We start from the raw sequence: 17,262 nt of genomic DNA, 5'->3' as shown, positions 1-17,262 counted from the left end.
CGGCATGCGCCTAGCTTTTGGATCCAAGAAACAATTCACGGACACGGGGAAAACACTGGTGCTGGATCAACCTATTGCACAGATCAAAGAGCTGCGTGTCGAGTTCCAGACCAAGGATGGTCCGGTGGTTGGCGTCGAAAATGTCTCCTTCGATGTCAATCCGGGCGAAACGGTTTGTATCGTCGGCGAATCAGGGTCGGGCAAATCGGTTTCGTCGCTGTCGCTGATGCGATTGGTTGAATTCGGCGGCGGAGAGATCGCAGGCGGACGTTTGATCTTTGATCGTCGTTCGGGCGGGAACATGGATCTGGCCGATGCGGATCAGGACCTGATGAAACAGATCCGCGGCAATGAGATTGGCATGATCTTTCAGGAGCCGATGACGGCGTTGAACCCTGTGTTCACCGTTGGCCGCCAGCTGACCGAAGGGTTGCGGGTTCACAAGGGGTTGAGCAAAGCCGCGGCCGAGGCCCGCGCGATCGAACTGCTGCGCGAGGTGCGTATCCCGGAACCTGAACGGCGCATGTCGCAATTCCCGCATGAGCTTTCGGGGGGGATGCGTCAGCGGGTGGTGATCGCCATGGCGATGGCCTGCGAGCCACGCCTGCTGATCGCGGACGAACCGACAACGGCGCTGGACGTGACCATTCAGGCGGAAATTCTGGCACTGATGGACCGATTGAAACGGGAAACCGGCACAGCGGTGATGTTCATCACCCACGACATGGCCGTGGTGGCCCAGATGGCCGACCGTGTGGTGGTCATGTTCCGCGGCAACAAGGTCGAAGAGGGCAGCGTCACCGAGATCTTCGAGAATCCGACGCATGATTACACCAAGGCGCTGTTGGCGGCGGTGCCGAAACTGGGCGAAATGCGGGGCAAGGCATATCCCGAACCGATGAAGCTGCTGGGGGTGGATCAGGGTGAACTGTTGCCGATCCCGGGAACCGAAGCCCCGCTGCTCAAGGTCAAGGGGCTGACGACCCGTTTCCCGGTCAAGGGCGGCTTTTTCCGTCGAACCATCGCCAATGTCCATGCGGTCGAAGACGTCTCATTTACCCTGAACAAGGGGCAGACCCTGTCGTTGGTGGGCGAATCGGGCTGTGGAAAATCTTCGGCCGGGCGCTCGATTCTCCGGCTAGTGGAACCGATTGCGGGCGAAATCGATCTGGACGGCGTCGATATCATGAAGCTGGACCAATCCGGCCTGCGCGATGCGCGGCTGGATATGCAAATGATCTTTCAGGATCCATTTGCGTCGTTGAATCCAAAGATGAAGCTGGAGGAACAGGTTGCCGAACCGATGCGCAATTATGGCCTGACAACGGGATCTGAACGCAGCGACCGCGTTGCGCATCTGTTTGATCGGGTCGAACTGCCGCGCAGCTTCATGCGCCGCTATCCGCACGAGTTGTCGGGCGGGCAACGCCAACGGATCGCCATTGCACGGGCTCTGGCGCTGAACCCGAAGCTGATCATCGCGGATGAAGCCGTATCGGCGCTGGACGTTTCGGTGCAGGCACAGGTTCTGAACCTGATGATGGAGCTGCAGGCCGAACTGGGGCTCAGCTTTTTGTTCATCAGCCACGACATGGCCGTTGTCGAACGGGTCAGCCATCATGTGGGGGTGATGTATCTGGGTCGCATCGTGGAAATGGGGCCGCGCGCCCGCGTTTTTGAAAACCCCCAACATCCCTATACACAGGCCCTGATGAAGGCGGTGCCGATTGCAGACCCACACCGTCGCAAGTCGGAAAAGGACCTGAACTTCAAACCGATTCCGTCGCCGATCCATGGTCTGGACTACGACCCGGCCCCGTCGGAGTATAACGAGGTAGAACCGGGCCACTACGTGCTGACCACCGACAGTGGGTACTAAGTTGCGCCGGGAGAGTGCAAGCGCTTCAGGTATCACTTGGGGAAAGGCTGGATTTGAGTATTTGGAACGAGAAGAAGCAGGGGGCTGTGTTTTCTTCGAGAAGGTCCACCCCTCGACCCGGCCTGACCGTCAGACGGAACACCGGCGGGGTCTCGGGGCTTCTCCTCGTACGGCCATCGGCTCTCCAGCCTGTACCGCACATACAAACGACAGCATCACGGTTGAAATCCCGTTAACAGGGGCGCAACACCCCGGGTTTCTCCTCGTTGAAAATACTCGAATTCCAAACCGCGCCGGATGCGCAGCGGTCTGAGGAGCAGCAATGACCCAACACCTCTCCCCACGGGAGATCATGACCAAATTGATCTCTTTTCCCACCGTCAGCCGCGACACCAACCTGCCGCTGGTTGATTGGGTGCAGGACTATCTGGCCGGGCATGGCATCGACAGCCACCGCTGGGTTGACCCGGACCAGCCACACAAGGCGGCCACCTTTGCCCATGTCGGGCCCGAGGTCGAAGGCGCGGTTGTCCTGTCGGGGCACACGGATGTGGTGCCCATAGATGGCCAGCCCTGGAGCAGCGATCCATTCACCGTCACTGAGCGGGACGGAAAATACTTTGGCCGTGGCACCTGTGACATGAAAGGCTTCGATGCGCTGGCGATCTGGGCCCTGGTCGAAGCAAAACGCTCGGGCGTGAAACGCCCGCTGCAACTGGCGCTCAGCTTTGATGAGGAAATCGGATGTACGGGCGCGCCGCCGATGATCGAGGCAATGCAGCCGCTGGTGCCCAAGGGGTCATCGGTGATTGTTGGAGAGCCGTCGGTGATGAAGGCGGTGACAGGCCACAAGGGCGGGCAGGGGTTCGCAACCCATGTGGTCGGTTTCGAGGTGCACAGCTCGCTCATGCACACCGGGGTCAGCGCGATCATGCAAGGTGCGCGTCTGATTGACTGGGCAAATCTGCGCAATGCGGAAAACATGGCGCGCGAACCGGGAACCATTGCCGCGATGTTCACGCCGCCATGGACGACGTGCCACGTGGGCATGATCGAGGGGGGGACCGCCCATAATATCACCGCCAAAGACTGCCGGTTCATGGTTGATTTCCGTGTGGTGCCAGGCGAACAGGCCGATGTCTGGCGTGACGCTTATCTGGCCGAAGTCGCACGGGTTCAGGCAGACATGCAGGCGATCCGTCCCGAGGCCCGGATTGATGTGGAAAAACGCTTTGATGTGCCAGCGTTGGTGCCGGAACAGGATGGGGAGGCCGAAGCATTGGTGCGGGCGATCACCGGTGACAATGCCGGTCATGTGGTCAGCTATGGCACTGAAGCCGGGCAATTCCAGCAGGCCGGATATTCAGCCGTGATTTGCGGCCCCGGCGATATCGCGCAGGCCCATCAGCCGGACGAATTCATCAGCATCGAACAATTCAATGCTGGGCATGACTTTATGCGTCGCCTGGTTCAGCGGTTGCAGGAGTGAATTCATGTCCAATCATCGTCGCCACCTGGTCCAAACCTATTTCGACCATATGACCGCTGGCAACATTGATGCCATTGTGGCGATGTTTACCCCCGACGGGCTGGTTCATTCGCCATTCCTGGGCGTGATAAAGGCCGGGGAGTTTTACGCCAAGCTGGACAATGCTTCGGCCCAAAGCATCTTGACGGTCCTGGATGTGCTGGTGGGCGAGACGACAGCGGTGGCGCGTTTCCGTTATGACTGGACCCTGCGCGGCGGCGACAAGATCTTGTTCGAAGGGGTGGACCATTTCACTTTTGACGATCAGGATCTGTTCACTGATATGCGGATCTATTACGACACCCACCCGGCGCGGCAGGAGGTGGGCGACAAATACGCCTGATCGGACGACGGGTGACGTAGCGTCCTCTACCGGCGAAACCTGCGACATTGTGACTTGCGCTGCACGACTGGGTGGCAGACAGTTCCTGCACAAGACAAGCACCATCAGCCGTTTGGGGGAAACATGCCGATCAAGAACAGATTTGCCGAAATGCAGGGCGAGATCACGGAATGGCGCCGCCATTTGCACAGGCATCCCGAATTGCAATTTGACGTGCATGAAACCGCGGCTTTTGTGGTGGATCGGTTGAAAGAATTTGGGATCAGTGACATCACCACCGGGATCGGAAAAACCGGTGTGGTCGCGGTGATCGAGGGCCAAACCGACACGGCGGGCAAGGTTATCGGCCTGCGCGCTGATATGGATGCGCTGCCGATCACAGAGGCGACGGGGCTCGACTATGCGTCAACGGTGCCGGGCAAGATGCATGCCTGTGGTCATGACGGGCACACGTCTATTCTGCTGGGGGCCGCGAAATACCTGGCCGAGACACGCAATTTCGATGGCAAAGTCGTGTTGATCTTTCAACCTGCCGAAGAAGGCGGCGGCGGCGGTCTCGAGATGTGCAAGGACGGGATGATGGACCGTTGGAACATCCAGGAGGTTTATGGGCTGCACAACATGCCGGGGATGCCTGTGGGGTCATTTGCAATCCGGCCCGGTGCATTGCTGGCGTCATCTGACGAATTTGAAATTGTTGTTACAGGGCGCGGTGGTCATGCTGCGGCCCCGCATGAAGCGGTGGACAGTACCCTGGTGGCCGCGCAGATCCTGTTGTCGCTGCAGACCATCGTGTCGCGCAACGTGGACCCGATCAAACAGGTTGTGTTGACGGTTGGGACATTCGAAACCGACAGCGTGGCGTCGAATGTGATCGCCCATACCGCGACGATGCGGGGGACCGTCAGGACGCTGGACCCTGAGTATCGCACGATGGCCGAAGAGCGGGTGCGTCGGATTGCGACGGATACCGCCTCGGCGCTTGGCGCGCGCGCGGATGTCACTTGGACGCAGGGGTATCCCGTGACGGTGAACACGCCTGATGAAACCGGGTTTGCCGCCGATGCTGCCCGCGCCGTTTCGGGGCACGTCGATGATGCCACCGACCCGATCATGCCGTCCGAGGATTTTTCCTATATGCTGGAAGAGCGGCCGGGTGCCTATATTTTCCTGGGCAATGGCGATACCGAAATGTGTCACCATCCATCCTATGTTTTTGACGACGAGGCGATCCCATTGGGGTGCAGCTGGTTCGCCGAGCTGGTGGAGCGGCGCATGCCGGTGGCCTGATCCGGGCCGGTCGACAAGGGGGGAGAAGTTTCATGCCGATCAAGAACCGTTTGGCCGAATTGCACGGTGAAATCGCCGCGTGGCGACGCGACATCCACGAAAACCCAGAGATCCTGTATGACACCCACCGCACCAGCGCATTGGTGGCGGATAAGTTGCGAGAGTTTGGCTGTGACGAGGTGGTGACCGGCATCGGGCGCACGGGCGTCGTCGGAGTGATCCGGGGGCGCAGTGACACCAAAGGGGCCGTTATCGGGCTGCGGGGTGACATGGACGCGCTGCCAATGCAGGAACAGACCGGGCTGGATCATGCGTCGAAAACGCCGGGTGCCATGCATGCCTGTGGGCATGACGGACACACGGCGATGGTGCTGGGCGCGGCCAAGTATCTGAGCGAGACGCGGAATTTCGATGGCACTGTGGTGGTGATCTTTCAACCTGCCGAAGAAGGCGGCAATGGTGCCGAAGCCATGTGCAAGGATGGGCTGATGGACCGGTTCGGTATTCAGGAAGTCTATGCCATGCACAATGTTCCGGGGCTGGACACCGGGCAGTTTGCCATCCGCTCCGGTCCGTTGCTCGCTGCGGCGGATGTATTCGACATTACGCTGACCGGGCGCGGAGGCCATGCGGCGAAACCGCAGGACACGGTTGATACGACAGTAATGCTCAGCCAGGTGATTGTCGCCTTGCAGACCATCGTGTCGCGCAACGTGAACCCGACGCTCCAGGCGGTTGTGTCGGTAACCTCGGTGGAAACCTCCTCGACTGCCTTCAATGTGATCCCCCAATCCGCCCGTCTGCGCGGAACCGTGCGCACCCATTCCGGCGAGATGCGTGACCTGATCCAAGCCCGCCTGGGCTCGCTGGTGCGTGATATCGCACTGGCCTTTGGTGGAACGGCCCAGGTGACATATGACAGGGGGGTTCCGGTAACGGTGAACGCGCCGGATCAGACGGCTTTTGCTCGCCAGGTTGCGGTGGATGTGGGCGGCAGCTGCGCAGAGGCTCCGATGGTGATGGGGGGAGAGGATTTCTCTTTCATGCTCGAAGAGCGCCCGGGAGCCTTTATCATTCTTGGCAACGGTGACAGCGCAGGGCTGCACCATCCGGAATATGACTTCAACGACGAGATCATCCCGCTGGGGTGTTCGTGGTTTGCCGAAATGGTCGAGCGTCGCATGCCTGCTGCCTGAGGCAGCAAGCATGCGACGCCTGTCGGACCGGGACCGGGTTTCGCAGAAACCCGCAGCCCGGTTCGAAATTTGAATTTCTTGCGCGATCTCAGGGCGCAAGACGAGTTGAGCTTTGAAGGAGAAGACCCCAATGCCCGTCAAGAACCGCTTTGCCGAGTTGCAGACCGAAATCACCGAATGGCGTCGTGACATTCACGAAAACCCTGAAATCCTGTTCGAGACGCACCGCACCAGCGCGCTGGTGGCGGAAAAGCTCAAAACCTTTGGCTGTGACGAGATCGTCACCGGAATTGGCCGCACCGGTGTGGTCGGTGTGATCAAGGGCAAGACTGATACAGCTGGCAAGGTGATTGGGCTGCGTGCGGATATGGACGCTTTGCCGATCCATGAAGCGACGGGCTTGGACTATGCGTCCAAGACCGACGGCGCGATGCATGCCTGTGGTCATGATGGCCATACCGCGATGCTGCTGGGCGCGGCAAAATACCTTTCGGAAACCCGTAATTTCGACGGCACGGTTGTGGTGATTTTTCAGCCTGCCGAAGAAGGGGGCGGCGGAGGCAAGGTCATGTGCGACGATGGCATGATGGACCGCTGGAACATCCAGGAAGTGTACGGCATGCACAATTGGCCGGGCCGTCCGGTGGGGTCCTTTGCCATCCGTCCCGGCGCGTTTTTTGCTGCGACCGACACGTTTGATATCACATTGGAGGGGCGTGGCGGTCACGCGGCAAAACCACAGGAAACCGTGGACACAACAGTGATGGCTGCCCAGACGGTGCTGGCGCTGCAGACCATCGCGTCGCGCAACGCCGATCCGATTGATCAATTGGTGGTCTCCGTGACCTCATTCGAGACGTCCTCCAAGGCGTTCAACGTGATCCCGCAGCGGGTACAGCTGAAGGGCACAGTACGCACCCTGAGCCAGGAAATGCGGGAGCTGGCTGACAAACGCATTCACGAGATCTGTAATGGGATTGCGGCAACGTTTGGTGGATCTGCCGATATCACCTATGACCGTGGTTATCCTGTGATGGTCAATTCTGAGGCCCAGACCGAATTCGCCGCCAAAGTGGCGGGGGATGTATCTGGTACTTGCGAAGAGGCTCCGCTGGTCATGGGCGGCGAAGATTTTGCCTATATGCTCGAAGAGCGCCCCGGTGCCTATATTCTGGTTGGCAATGGCGACACGGCCATGGTGCACCACCCGGAATACAATTTTAACGACGAAGCAATCCCGGCTGGCTGCAGCTGGTGGGCCGAGATCGTCGAACAGAGGATGCCGGTGGCCTGAGATATGGTTTGAACCGGGACCTGAACAGAGATCAGGGCAGGGGGCTTTCTGCCCCCCACGCCTTGCAATCCGGGTCGGATTGCAAGGCTCCCCCCGAAGGTATTTTTCGCCAGAAAGAAGCAGGCACGCGTTACTGACCCCAGAGTTGGTCATAGACGGCTTCGATGCCATCCGCTTCGGTGGAGATGCTAAAACTGTTCTCGGCAATATCGCGCGCGGCGCGCGAGAGCGCCGCATGGCGATGGGGATCATCCAGCAGTGCCTGGGCGGCCTGGGCGGCCTGTTGCGAGGTCTCAAGCGGGACAATAAGACCGCCACGTCCCTGTGCGGAGAACGCGCGATAATAACCCGTGTCGCTGCCAATGAATGGCACACCACTGGCCATGCCTTCGAGCGGTGCCATACCATAGCCCTCATAGCGGGGCAATTGCATGACCAGGGACAACCCGCGCATCAGCCCAGGCAAATCCGTCGATGAGATTTCGCCAGGGAATAAGATGCGATCACTCAGGCCAGCGGCGCGGACGCGGGATTGCAGGTCTTTCAGGAAGGACGAGTGTTCGCGGGCGGCCCGTCCAATGACCAGCGCCGTTGCCCCCGTCAGCGATGGCAACAGGCGTATCATAGCATCGACAAAGAGATCGGTGCCTTTTTCCGGGCGAATGCGCCCAATTGTTGCGATCCCGCATCTGCCACTATATCCCAAGCTCTTCCAGAGCGCTGCACGGTCATGCGCAGGAACAAAAAGAGCGGTATCGACACCATGAGGAACCACGGCGCGGACGTGGGGTACATAGGTGGCCGCCGCTTCGGTTGTGGCGATCACGGCGTCCATGCGCGAGATCAGCCAGCGCGGGTAGGCCGAGTGCCGCCGTTGAGCCGCCGAGGTAAATACGATCCGGATCGGCAGTCGCAATACATCGCGCACCCACAGCGCTGCGCGCATTTCGGGGTTGCGGCGCACATGCCAGATGGAAAACTCTTTTCCCCTGGGGGTCGACCGGCTGAGCTGGCGCGCCTGTGCCACCGAGATCGGTGCAGGACACCCGGGGAGCGGGTGCCCGACCAACCGCAGGTCTCTTGATCTGGCCTGTTGGCGGATCACATTTGCAGCCGTGGCAGATACGCCTGTGAAGTTGCGATTGAAATTGGTCACGAACAGCTCAGCCATCATTCAGCTCCAACGCTCGACACAGGGTCTCCACGACGCCATCCAGAGCGCTGTCCTGGCGCGCCGCGAGCGTTGAACAGGCGGCGCGGGCCTGTTTCAGGCTGGACGCGTCAGTCAGCCAACGATCAACAGCCGCCGCCAGAGATGGAGCATCCGACACTTCGATGGCACCGCCTGACACTTTGAGCGCATCAAAGGTTTCAGCGAAATTTTGCACGCCAGGCCCGCTGATGACCGCGGCATTGGCACGGGCGACTTCGAACGGGTTGTGACCACCGATCGGCTGTAAAGAGCCCCCTAGAAAGACGATTGGGGACAAGGCGTACCATGTGCCCAATTCGCCCAGCGTATCGGCCAGATACACCTGAACACCATGTTCCGAGCTTTCGTTGTGGCTACGGCGGGACATACTCAGCCCTGCGTCATGCACCAGTCGGCTGACCTCATCGCCGCGTTCGGGATGGCGGGGAGCCAGAACCAGGCACAGGTCAGGATGATGTTTCAAAAGATGCCGATGCGCCTGTAACACCACCTCCTCTTCGCCGCGATGGGTCGAGCTGGCCACCCAGACCGGGCGTTCCGCCAACTGTTGACGAATCTGCGCGAGCGCGGCCCCGTCTATGGGGAGAGGCGCGGAAAAGGCCTTGAGATTACTGCCTGGGCGGATTCGATCGGGTGCTGCGCCCATCTTGCGCAGATTCGTCGCCATTTCGGAATTCTGTGTCAGGAGTACGGAAAACAAATCCATCACGGATCGGGCCGTTTCAGGATATTTACTCCAACTTTCTACGGATTTGGCCGACAGGCGCGCGTTGACCAGAGCCAGTTTCGCCCCGGTTCTCCGGGTATCCCGCAGGGTCACGGGCCACAATTCGCTTTCGACAAAAATCGCTGCAGTCGGACGCCAATGTTTCAAAAACCGGCGCACGGGCCCCGGCGCATCAAGCGCGGCGAATTGATGACGAGTGCGGGGTGGCAACCTTTGTTCCACCAACTTGGCAGAGGTCGCGGTTCCTGACGTGATCAGAAATTCCGCATCTGGCAGCGCCGCGGCCATCCGGGAAACCAAGGTCACTGCAGACAGGCTTTCACCGACAGAGGCACCGTGCAACCAGACAAGCGTTCCATCGGGACGCGGCAGGCTGGCGTGGCCCATTCGCTCGCGCTGGCGTGTTGGAGAAACACCGTGGCGGGCCAGTTTGCGCATCGCCAGAAAACCCGCAATCGGGGCCAATCCCCGCGTCGCTCCCCTGTAAATCCGCAACAGGGGCGTCGCCCCGGGCAATCCGTCGCTCATGGTCGTCTCACTTCGCTCGCGCGTTCTGCCGTCGCGGTCCACAATGGATCCCAATGGGACGTGGGCCCCTGTCTTCTTTCTGGTCCCAAATACCTCCGCCGGAGGCATCGCGCGCAGCGCGACCCTGTTCCCGACGCAAAGACAAGCCGTCCATTGCAGGTCAAGGCGCGCTCAGCCGCCGGTGTGGCTCATGTGTCGGGACATTGTCCCATCCGCTTTTTGGCGCGAATAATCAAAATCATGGCCTTTGGGCTTCAGGGTGATGGCCTGGCGGATTGCCGCCTCCAGAACGGTGGGATCATCCGGGTTGTCACGCAGAGCCCCGCGCAGGTCTGCCATATCTTCCTGGCCAAGACACATATACAGATCACCGGTACAGGTCAGACGCACCCGATTGCAGCTTTCACAGAAGTTATGGCTGAGCGGGGTGATAAAACCGATTTTCTGCCCGGTCTCTTCAAGCCGCACATAGCGGGCGGGCCCGCCAGAGCGTTCCGCCAGATCGGTGATCGTGTAATGCTGCGCATAGGTGGCCCGCACGTCCTTGAGCGACCAATACTGACCGATCCGCTTTTCGTCGCCCATGTCTTCGCCCATGGGCATGACTTCGATCCACGTCAGGTCCATGTCGCGATCGGCGCACCATTGCGTGATGGCGGGCAGCTCCTCTTCGTTGAATCCTTTGAGCGCGACGGCGTTGATCTTGACCCGAAGCCCGGCTTTTTGTGCGGCGTCGATACCCTTGAGCACCTGTGGCAGGCGGCCCCAGCGGGTCACATCGGCGAATTTCTGTTCATCCAGCGTGTCGAGAGAGATATTCACCCGTCGCACCCCGGCCGCATAGAGATCATCGGCAAAGCGGGCCAGCTGCGATCCATTGGTGGTCAAGGTCAGTTCCTTGAGCGCTCCACTGTCCAAATGGCGCGACATCGACCGAAAGAACGTCATGATATCGCGACGCACCAGAGGTTCGCCTCCGGTAATCCGCAGCTTCTGAACCCCAAGGTTGACAAAGGTCGAACACATGCGGTCCAGCTCTTCGAGTGTCAGTAGTTCTTTCTTGGGCAGAAACGTCATGTTTTCCGACATGCAATACACACAGCGGAAGTCACATCTGTCAGTGACCGAAACGCGCAAATACGTGATCGCGCGGGCGAAGGGATCTATCAGCGGAGCGTTCATGTCCTATAGGTAAAGCGGAGCCTTGCCAGCGGCAAGGGCAATATGGTGTTCCTACTGGTCATAGGACGTCAGCCCGGCTACATCTGGCGTCATGCGATACTTGATCCTTACCCTCCCGCTTTTGATGTTTGGTTGCGATAATATTCGCAACACCGCCAGTGATCTGGGCGGGTTTCTGAAACCTGCGCCCAAGGCCGAACCAACCCAAACGGCGGTGCCTGCGCCCGATGCCGTGACCGAAGAGGCGCTGCCGACAGAGCAGTCCGGCGACGTCACCCCGCTCCCGTCTGGGCCCAGTAGCCTGCCGGCTTCGGGGGTTACGACCATTGCCGGTCTGGGCGATCCGTCAATCCCGGGTTTGTGGATGGAAACACCGCTGGTGGGCAATGAGCAGGCCGGGCGTGTGGTGTTTGCCGGAACCGGAGCCGAACTGCGGGTGGCACTCAAACCGATTGCCGGAGCCGAAACCGCAGGAAGCCGCCTGTCGCTGGACGCGATGCGCCAGTTGGGAATCCCGCTGACAGAACTGGTTGAAATCCGGGCCTTTCCTGCGTTCTGAGCCGCACCCTTTGGGGCTCAATCTGGCAGCAATCGGCCGGCTTCCTTGCGGGCAAAGGGTTTCAAGGCCTCGCCATGAATGGCCAGAAACGCCCGAACCCGATCGGGGTCATGTTTGGACAGATCCCGCAACCACCAGGCGACGGCCTTTTGCATGAACCATTCGCGGTCGGGCACATACCCCGCAGCCCAGCCCAGAACCCGGTCGCGCGCGGTCAGTTCCGCAGGTTTGGGGTGGTTCTGTTTGGTCCAGGGCAGGGTGGCCACCAGAGCCGCACGCCGGGTCCACATTTGATCTGAAGTTGTCCAGCCTTCGACGTGATCCAACCGGGTCGGGTCAGCAGTCAGGCGTTTCTGCATTGCCATGCACACATGATCGGCTATCGCCCAGCCGTCAAAATCCGGCATCCAGCTGCAAAGCAGGTCCCAGACGCCGTCATCGGGCCGGATGCGGGCCTGGGTCAACAGCTTGGCCGCTGCGATGCGGGCTTCGTGAATGTTGGTCTGCCACAGCCCGTCCGCCACGGCGATCCGCTGCTCGACATCCAACGTCTGGCGCCAGGTCTTGGTCAGATCGTTCAACACAGGGTTGGCGACCCCAATGTAAGGGCGCTCGACCTTGTGATAGGCGGCCTGGCCTGTGGCCCGTTCGGGATCGGCATGGGCCTGGATCTCGGCCAGATAGGGATGATGCATTTTTTGTGCTCCTGTCAGAGCGCGCAGCATAGCCATGGGTTTTCCCCGATCAAGGGGGCTGATAAAGAGATGGCAAAGTGAGTTGGAGTACGAGATGCGTTTTCTCAAAGGGGTGGAACGGGGTGCCAAGAAATTGGTGCCGAACAGCTGGCGCAAATATTTCCGGGCCTCGAAATACGAACTGTTGATGCGTCGACGGGCTCCGATCGATCTGGTGGTGCATGTTGGGGCACATTGGGCCGAAGATGCCTGGTTTTACGAGGAATGTGGTGCCAGAACCGTGTTGTGGGTCGAGGCCGACCCAGACACATTTTCCAAGTTGCAGGGCATTTTGGCGGACCGCAACGGAACCACCCGGCACCTGTGCGAAAATGCGTTGGTGTCGGCGGAAGCTGGCGAAGAGGTGCAGTTCAACCGGTTCAACGGGGATGGCAGCAGCTCATCCATTCACGCATCGACTGATACTTATCGCGAACGGTTCCCGCACAGCCAGGAAACCGGAGAAGTTTTGGCGTTGAAAACCCGCACGCTGCCAGACATCCTGGCGCGCCACGGTATTGATCTGGACCAGGCAAACCGGTCGATGCTGGTTGTGGATGTGCAGGGGCACGAATTGCCGGTGTTGCGCGGACTGGGGGATCTCCTGCAACAATTTGCCCAGTGCAAATGCGAAGTCAGCCGGGTTCCAATGTACGAGGGTGGCTCCAAGTTCGAAGATATCGATGCGCATATGAAGGCCCGTGGCTTTCGATTGGCGTCACATCGATATGTTCAGGTGCCACGACATGGGGATGTCCTGTATATCAAGGATTGATAACATTTGGCCGGAATCATCCCTTTGGTCGATGGTTTTAAATCAAGAATACGCTACTCATTTTTGGCCCGGCATCTCGTGAAAACACCGTGAGGAGCGGTTCGGCAGCGGAGCTGGGCAGGGGCAGCGGGTGAAATCCGAGTGAGTGTCCTGGGTCAACCGGTCAGTCGGAAACAGGGACTCCGGTTGATTTCCCATCCAGCGTCCGCGTGTTCTTGTCCGCCCAATAGGAGCGGATGTCGTCATCGGATTTCCCATCCACCCATTTCTGCATGGTGTCGCGTTCCGAGACATACTCCATAAAGGGCACCGCATAACCACAGGACGTCTGCACCAGGTCCACGCTGACGTCATAGATCTGGCGGGCGCTGCGGTGCGGTGGAAAATTCTGTGCCAGCGACTCCCACTCGCTGTCCGTGATCTGAACCGTTCTGGCCGTGCCATAGCAGCGCAGGATCAGCGGGCGGGTGGTAAAAGAACACCACATCAGCGTCATCCGGGGGTGTTCCAGCAGATGGCCAGCAGTTTCATTTCCGGACCCGGTCAGATTCAGCCAGAGGATCCGATTGGTCCCCATCACCCGCAGGCTGTCCATCCCTTTGGGAGAGATGTTGACCCGTCCGTCCGGCGCAGCCGAGCCGGAAAAGAACATCTGCTGAGCTTCTATGAAGCTGCGGTGGTCGTCATGAATCCGGTCGAATTGTTTGGACATCCGTGTGTTCCTTTAGGTTATTCCACCGTTACTGATTTTGCCAGGTTACGGGGTTGATCCACATCGGTGCCTTTGGCGACCGCCGTGTGATAGGCCAACAACTGGGCCGGAATAGAATAGAGGATCGGGGTCAGGTTTTCCATGATCGGCGGCATCTGTATGGTGATCCAGGTGCCGTCCCTGGCTTCGTCCAACCCGTCCTTGTCCGAGACCAGCAGCACCTTTCCTTTGCGGGCCATGACCTCCTGCATATTGGAGACGGTCTTGTCGAACAGGGCATCACGTGGGGCCAAAACGACCACCGGCATGTGTTGATCAATCAGGGCAATGGGACCATGTTTGAGTTCACCTGAAGCATAAGCTTCGGCGTGTATGTAGCTGATTTCTTTCAATTTTAGAGCGCCTTCGTGGGCGAGCGGATACATCACGCCACGCCCCAGAAACAGCACATCCCGGGCTTCACTCAGATGTTGGGCCGCTTGCTGTATCGCATCGTTTTGTTCCAACGCCGTATTCAGTGTATTCGGCAATCCGCGCAATCCGGATACATGATCGGCCAAATCTTCGGCGCTGATTTCGCCGCGATCATTGGCCGCCTTCAGTGCCAGCATCAAGAGCACGGCCAACTGACAGGTAAAGGCCTTGGTCGAGGCAACGCCGATTTCCACCCCGGCATAGATGGGCAAGGCAAGGTCGCTCTCGCGCGCGATCGAGCTTTCGGGCACATTGACAACCGACACGATCTTGTCGGCCTTGTCCTGACAAAATCGCAGGGCGGCCAACGTATCCGCTGTTTCCCCGGATTGGCTGACAAACAATGCCAGGGTGCCCTCTGTGATCGGAGGTTCGCGATAGCGGAATTCGCTTGCGACATCGACTTCGACCGGCAGGCGGGCGATTTTTTCGAACCAGTATTTGGCCGTGAGACAAGCGTAATAGGCGGTGCCACAGGCCACCATGGTCAGGCGTTGGACCTTGGTGAAATCGATCCCGTCGCCGGGCAGGTGCACCATATCATCGCCAACCGGCAGGTAATGGCGGATGGCTTCGGCGATCACATGGGGCTGTTCCGCGATCTCTTTGGCCATGTAATGTTTGTGCCCGCCCTTATCGACCTGGGATGTGTCAATCTGGATGGTGCGCAAGTCACGATTGGCCAACGCGCCATGCTGATCCCGGATTTCGACCCCGCTCCGGGTGACAATCGCGCGGTCGCCCTCTTCCAGATAGGTGATGCGATCGGTCAGAGGCGCCAGCGCAATGGCATCGCTGCCCACATACATTTCGCCATCTCCATGGCCGATGGCCAATGGAGAGCCTTTGCGCGCGGCGACAATCAGGTCTTCTTCACCGTCAAACAAAAACGCCAGCGCAAATGCACCCTCGAGCCGGTCCAGGGCTTTGAAAGCCGCCTCGACCGGGCCCAGTCCGTCGGTGATATAGCGTTCAGTCAGCAACGCCACGGTTTCGGTGTCGGTTTCGGTCTGGAATTCGATCCCGCACTCTGACAACTCGCCGCGCAAGTCGCGATAATTCTCGATGATCCCATTGTGAACCACGGCAACACAGCCCGCGCGGTGCGGGTGGGCATTGGAAACAGTCGGGGCACCATGGGTGGCCCAGCGGGTATGGCCAATTCCGGATTTGCCAGGCAGCGGGTCATGCACCAACAGGTCGTTGAGGTTGACCAGCTTGCCCACGGCACGCCGACGTCCCAGCTTTCCCTTGTTGACGGTCGCGATGCCGGCGCTGTCATAGCCCCGGTATTCCAGCCGTTTGAGAGCTTCGACAAGCGTTGGCGCAGCTTCGTGGTTGCTCAGAATTCCGACAATTCCACACATGGTTACTGCCCCTTTTTCAATCTCAGTTTCTTGGCCTTCAGAATCTGCATCAATTTCCTGGCGCTGCCCGGTTTGTTCACCTGTGGCGTGCGGGCCAACGCCAATGCGCCGTCCTCGACATCCTTGGTGACAACGGTTCCGGTGGCCGTCATGGCGTCGTTGCCAATCTTTACGGGGGCCACGAGGCAGGTGTTGGACCCGATAAACGTATCTGCGCCGATCTGAGTGCGGTGCTTCATCACGCCATCATAGTTGCAGGTGATTGTACCGGCACCGATGTTGGCACCGGCCCCGACACTGGCGTCACCGATATAGCTGAGGTGATTGACCTTGGCTCCGGCCGCTATTTCGGCGTTCTTGATTTCGACGAAATTGCCGATCTTGGCATTCTCGGCCAGTTCGGTTCCCGGGCGCAGTCGGGCGTATGGGCCGACCACGGCCCCCCGGCTGACGTGACAGCCTTCGAGATGTGAAAAAGCGCGGATGGTGGTGCCGGTCTCGACCGTCACGTCAGGACCAAAGACCACATTGGGTTCGATCACCGTATCGCGGCCAATCACCGTATCATAGGCCAGATAAACGGTTTCTGGTGCCATCAGCGTGACGCCCAGATCCAGAAGCTCGGCGCGGGCGCGCGCCTGGAACACTGCATCCGCGCGGGCCAGGTCCGCACGTGAATTGACACCCAGCGTTTCGGCTTCGTCGCAGGCGACTGCCGTGACGGCACGCCCCTGCGTCCGGGCCAGTTCAACCACATCGGTGAGATAATATTCACCCGACGCATTTTGATTTCCGACCTTTGAAATCAGCGAGAACAGAACCTGAGCATCACAGGCCAACAGACCTGAATTGCAAAAGGAAATGGCCCGTTCCGTGTCTGATGCGTCCTTGAATTCGACAATGCGTTCCAGGCTGTCACCATCCATCACCAAACGCCCATAGCGGGCGGGATCAGCGGCTTCGAATCCCAGAATGACCAGTTCGGCCTTTTGGCGCGCGGCGATCATACGTTCCAATGTGTCGGCGCTGATGAACGGCGTGTCACCATAGAGAACCACAATATCGCCGGTAAACCCGTCCAACGCGTCGCGGGCCTGATCCACAGCATGTGCAGTGCCCAGCTGTTCGGTCTGCAGCACCACCTGCACTGTCTCGTCGAGATCGTTCACCATGCGCGTCACAGCGTCGGCCCCATGTCCCGCGACAACAACCACGCGTTCGGGGTCCAGCGCAGCCCCGGCCCGCAGGGCATGGGCCAGCATCGGCGCCTGGGCGATGGGGTGAAGAACCTTGGGCAGATCCGAATTCATCCGGGTGCCTTTTCCTGCCGCCAGGATGACCAGTGCTGTGCTCATATTCAAATCTCTTTGCCTTTTGCTCCCAGCCTTTTTATCCATTGGGCGCAGCGGCGCAAGCAAGGGCGGCATCAAACAAGGTTGCGGACTGCAACATCAAAGGGCG

At 59.4% G+C, this 17,262-nt stretch carries 15 protein-coding genes; 8 read left to right on the top strand and 7 right to left on the bottom strand.

The window, feature by feature from the left end; all coding sequences use genetic code 11:
* Positions 1–58: 58 nt before the first annotated feature.
* The 6 genes from K3727_14570 to K3727_14545 all read left to right on the top strand — a co-directional run bounded on the left by K3727_14570 (position 59) and on the right by K3727_14545 (position 7,530).
* Complete coding sequence (locus tag K3727_14570) at positions 59–1,879, top strand: ABC transporter ATP-binding protein (GenBank protein ID UWQ90017.1); 1,821 nt, start codon at positions 59–61, stop codon at positions 1,877–1,879.
* Between the two features lie 322 nt (positions 1,880–2,201).
* A complete protein-coding gene (gene argE / locus K3727_14565; GenBank protein UWQ90016.1) occupies positions 2,202–3,368 on the top strand; it encodes an acetylornithine deacetylase in 1,167 nt (388 codons plus the stop codon).
* 4 nt (positions 3,369–3,372) lie between these two features.
* Entirely contained in the window at positions 3,373–3,750 is a 378-nt protein-coding gene (locus K3727_14560; protein ID UWQ90015.1) for a nuclear transport factor 2 family protein, read from the top strand.
* A 123-nt stretch (positions 3,751–3,873) separates the two neighbouring features.
* Entirely contained in the window at positions 3,874–5,040 is a 1,167-nt protein-coding gene (locus K3727_14555; GenBank protein ID UWQ90014.1) for an amidohydrolase, read from the top strand.
* 32 nt (positions 5,041–5,072) lie between these two features.
* Positions 5,073–6,236, top strand: a complete 1,164-nt coding sequence (locus tag K3727_14550; protein UWQ90013.1) for an amidohydrolase — start codon at positions 5,073–5,075, stop codon at positions 6,234–6,236.
* Positions 6,237–6,366: 130 nt separating this feature from the next.
* Entirely contained in the window at positions 6,367–7,530 is a 1,164-nt protein-coding gene (locus K3727_14545; protein UWQ90012.1) for an amidohydrolase, read from the top strand.
* A 130-nt stretch (positions 7,531–7,660) separates the two neighbouring features.
* On the opposite strand, the gene K3727_14540 is transcribed toward K3727_14545, so the two are convergent.
* From K3727_14540 to moaA, 3 genes are all read right to left on the bottom strand, one after another.
* Complete coding sequence (locus tag K3727_14540) at positions 7,661–8,701, bottom strand: glycosyltransferase family 4 protein (protein UWQ90011.1); 1,041 nt, start codon at positions 8,699–8,701, stop codon at positions 7,661–7,663.
* Complete coding sequence (locus K3727_14535) at positions 8,694–9,998, bottom strand: 3-deoxy-D-manno-octulosonic acid transferase (GenBank protein UWQ90010.1); 1,305 nt, start codon at positions 9,996–9,998, stop codon at positions 8,694–8,696. Before K3727_14535 ends, K3727_14540 begins: the two co-directional genes overlap by 8 nt.
* A gap of 171 nt (positions 9,999–10,169) precedes the next feature.
* Entirely contained in the window at positions 10,170–11,180 is a 1,011-nt protein-coding gene (moaA, locus tag K3727_14530) for a GTP 3',8-cyclase MoaA (protein ID UWQ90009.1), read from the bottom strand.
* A 91-nt stretch (positions 11,181–11,271) separates the two neighbouring features.
* Between moaA and K3727_14525 the strand changes: the two genes are divergently transcribed.
* On the top strand, positions 11,272–11,739 hold the full coding sequence (locus tag K3727_14525; protein ID UWQ90008.1) for a hypothetical protein: 468 nt from the start codon (positions 11,272–11,274) through the stop codon (positions 11,737–11,739).
* 17 nt (positions 11,740–11,756) lie between these two features.
* Here the strand turns inward: K3727_14525 and K3727_14520 are convergent, their stop codons facing one another.
* Positions 11,757–12,434 carry a DNA alkylation repair protein gene (locus K3727_14520; protein UWQ90007.1) on the bottom strand — a complete coding sequence of 226 codons (678 nt, stop codon included), beginning with the start codon at positions 12,432–12,434 and terminating at the stop codon, positions 11,757–11,759.
* Positions 12,435–12,528: 94 nt separating this feature from the next.
* Between K3727_14520 and K3727_14515 the strand changes: the two genes are divergently transcribed.
* A complete protein-coding gene (locus tag K3727_14515; protein UWQ90006.1) occupies positions 12,529–13,248 on the top strand; it encodes an FkbM family methyltransferase in 720 nt (239 codons plus the stop codon).
* A 163-nt stretch (positions 13,249–13,411) separates the two neighbouring features.
* On the opposite strand, the gene K3727_14510 is transcribed toward K3727_14515, so the two are convergent.
* From K3727_14510 to glmU, 3 genes are read right to left on the bottom strand one after another with little or no spacing between them, the layout of a single operon-like run.
* On the bottom strand, positions 13,412–13,960 hold the full coding sequence (locus K3727_14510; protein ID UWQ90005.1) for a pyridoxamine 5'-phosphate oxidase family protein: 549 nt from the start codon (positions 13,958–13,960) through the stop codon (positions 13,412–13,414).
* 17 nt (positions 13,961–13,977) lie between these two features.
* The gene (glmS, locus tag K3727_14505) at positions 13,978–15,801 is read right to left on the bottom strand and encodes a glutamine--fructose-6-phosphate transaminase (isomerizing) (protein UWQ90004.1); all 1,824 of its coding nucleotides are present in this window, start codon (positions 15,799–15,801) and stop codon (positions 13,978–13,980) included.
* Between the two features lie 2 nt (positions 15,802–15,803).
* On the bottom strand, positions 15,804–17,156 hold the full coding sequence (glmU, locus tag K3727_14500) for a bifunctional UDP-N-acetylglucosamine diphosphorylase/glucosamine-1-phosphate N-acetyltransferase GlmU (GenBank protein UWQ90003.1): 1,353 nt from the start codon (positions 17,154–17,156) through the stop codon (positions 15,804–15,806).
* Between the last annotated feature and the right edge of the window lie 106 nt (positions 17,157–17,262).

The organism is Rhodobacteraceae bacterium M382, assembly GCA_025141015.1.
Taxonomy (GTDB): domain Bacteria; phylum Pseudomonadota; class Alphaproteobacteria; order Rhodobacterales; family Rhodobacteraceae; genus Aliisedimentitalea; species Aliisedimentitalea scapharcae.
Note: the sequence above shows the minus strand (reverse complement) of the source record. Positions and strands in the feature narration are given on the sequence as shown.

Coding starts and splice junctions, on each gene's coding strand:
- argE (UWQ90016.1), top strand. CDS start 2,202: ATGACCCAACACCTCTCCCCACGGGAGATCATGACCAAATTGATCTCT.
- K3727_14545 (UWQ90012.1), top strand. CDS start 6,367: ATGCCCGTCAAGAACCGCTTTGCCGAGTTGCAGACCGAAATCACCGAA.
- K3727_14555 (UWQ90014.1), top strand. CDS start 3,874: ATGCCGATCAAGAACAGATTTGCCGAAATGCAGGGCGAGATCACGGAA.
- K3727_14540 (UWQ90011.1), bottom strand. CDS start 8,701: ATGGCTGAGCTGTTCGTGACCAATTTCAATCGCAACTTCACAGGCGTA.
- glmU (UWQ90003.1), bottom strand. CDS start 17,156: ATGAGCACAGCACTGGTCATCCTGGCGGCAGGAAAAGGCACCCGGATG.
- K3727_14520 (UWQ90007.1), bottom strand. CDS start 12,434: ATGCATCATCCCTATCTGGCCGAGATCCAGGCCCATGCCGATCCCGAA.
- K3727_14525 (UWQ90008.1), top strand. CDS start 11,272: ATGCGATACTTGATCCTTACCCTCCCGCTTTTGATGTTTGGTTGCGAT.
- K3727_14550 (UWQ90013.1), top strand. CDS start 5,073: ATGCCGATCAAGAACCGTTTGGCCGAATTGCACGGTGAAATCGCCGCG.
- K3727_14510 (UWQ90005.1), bottom strand. CDS start 13,960: ATGTCCAAACAATTCGACCGGATTCATGACGACCACCGCAGCTTCATA.
- K3727_14560 (UWQ90015.1), top strand. CDS start 3,373: ATGTCCAATCATCGTCGCCACCTGGTCCAAACCTATTTCGACCATATG.
- glmS (UWQ90004.1), bottom strand. CDS start 15,801: ATGTGTGGAATTGTCGGAATTCTGAGCAACCACGAAGCTGCGCCAACG.
- K3727_14515 (UWQ90006.1), top strand. CDS start 12,529: ATGCGTTTTCTCAAAGGGGTGGAACGGGGTGCCAAGAAATTGGTGCCG.
- K3727_14535 (UWQ90010.1), bottom strand. CDS start 9,998: ATGAGCGACGGATTGCCCGGGGCGACGCCCCTGTTGCGGATTTACAGG.
- moaA (UWQ90009.1), bottom strand. CDS start 11,180: ATGAACGCTCCGCTGATAGATCCCTTCGCCCGCGCGATCACGTATTTG.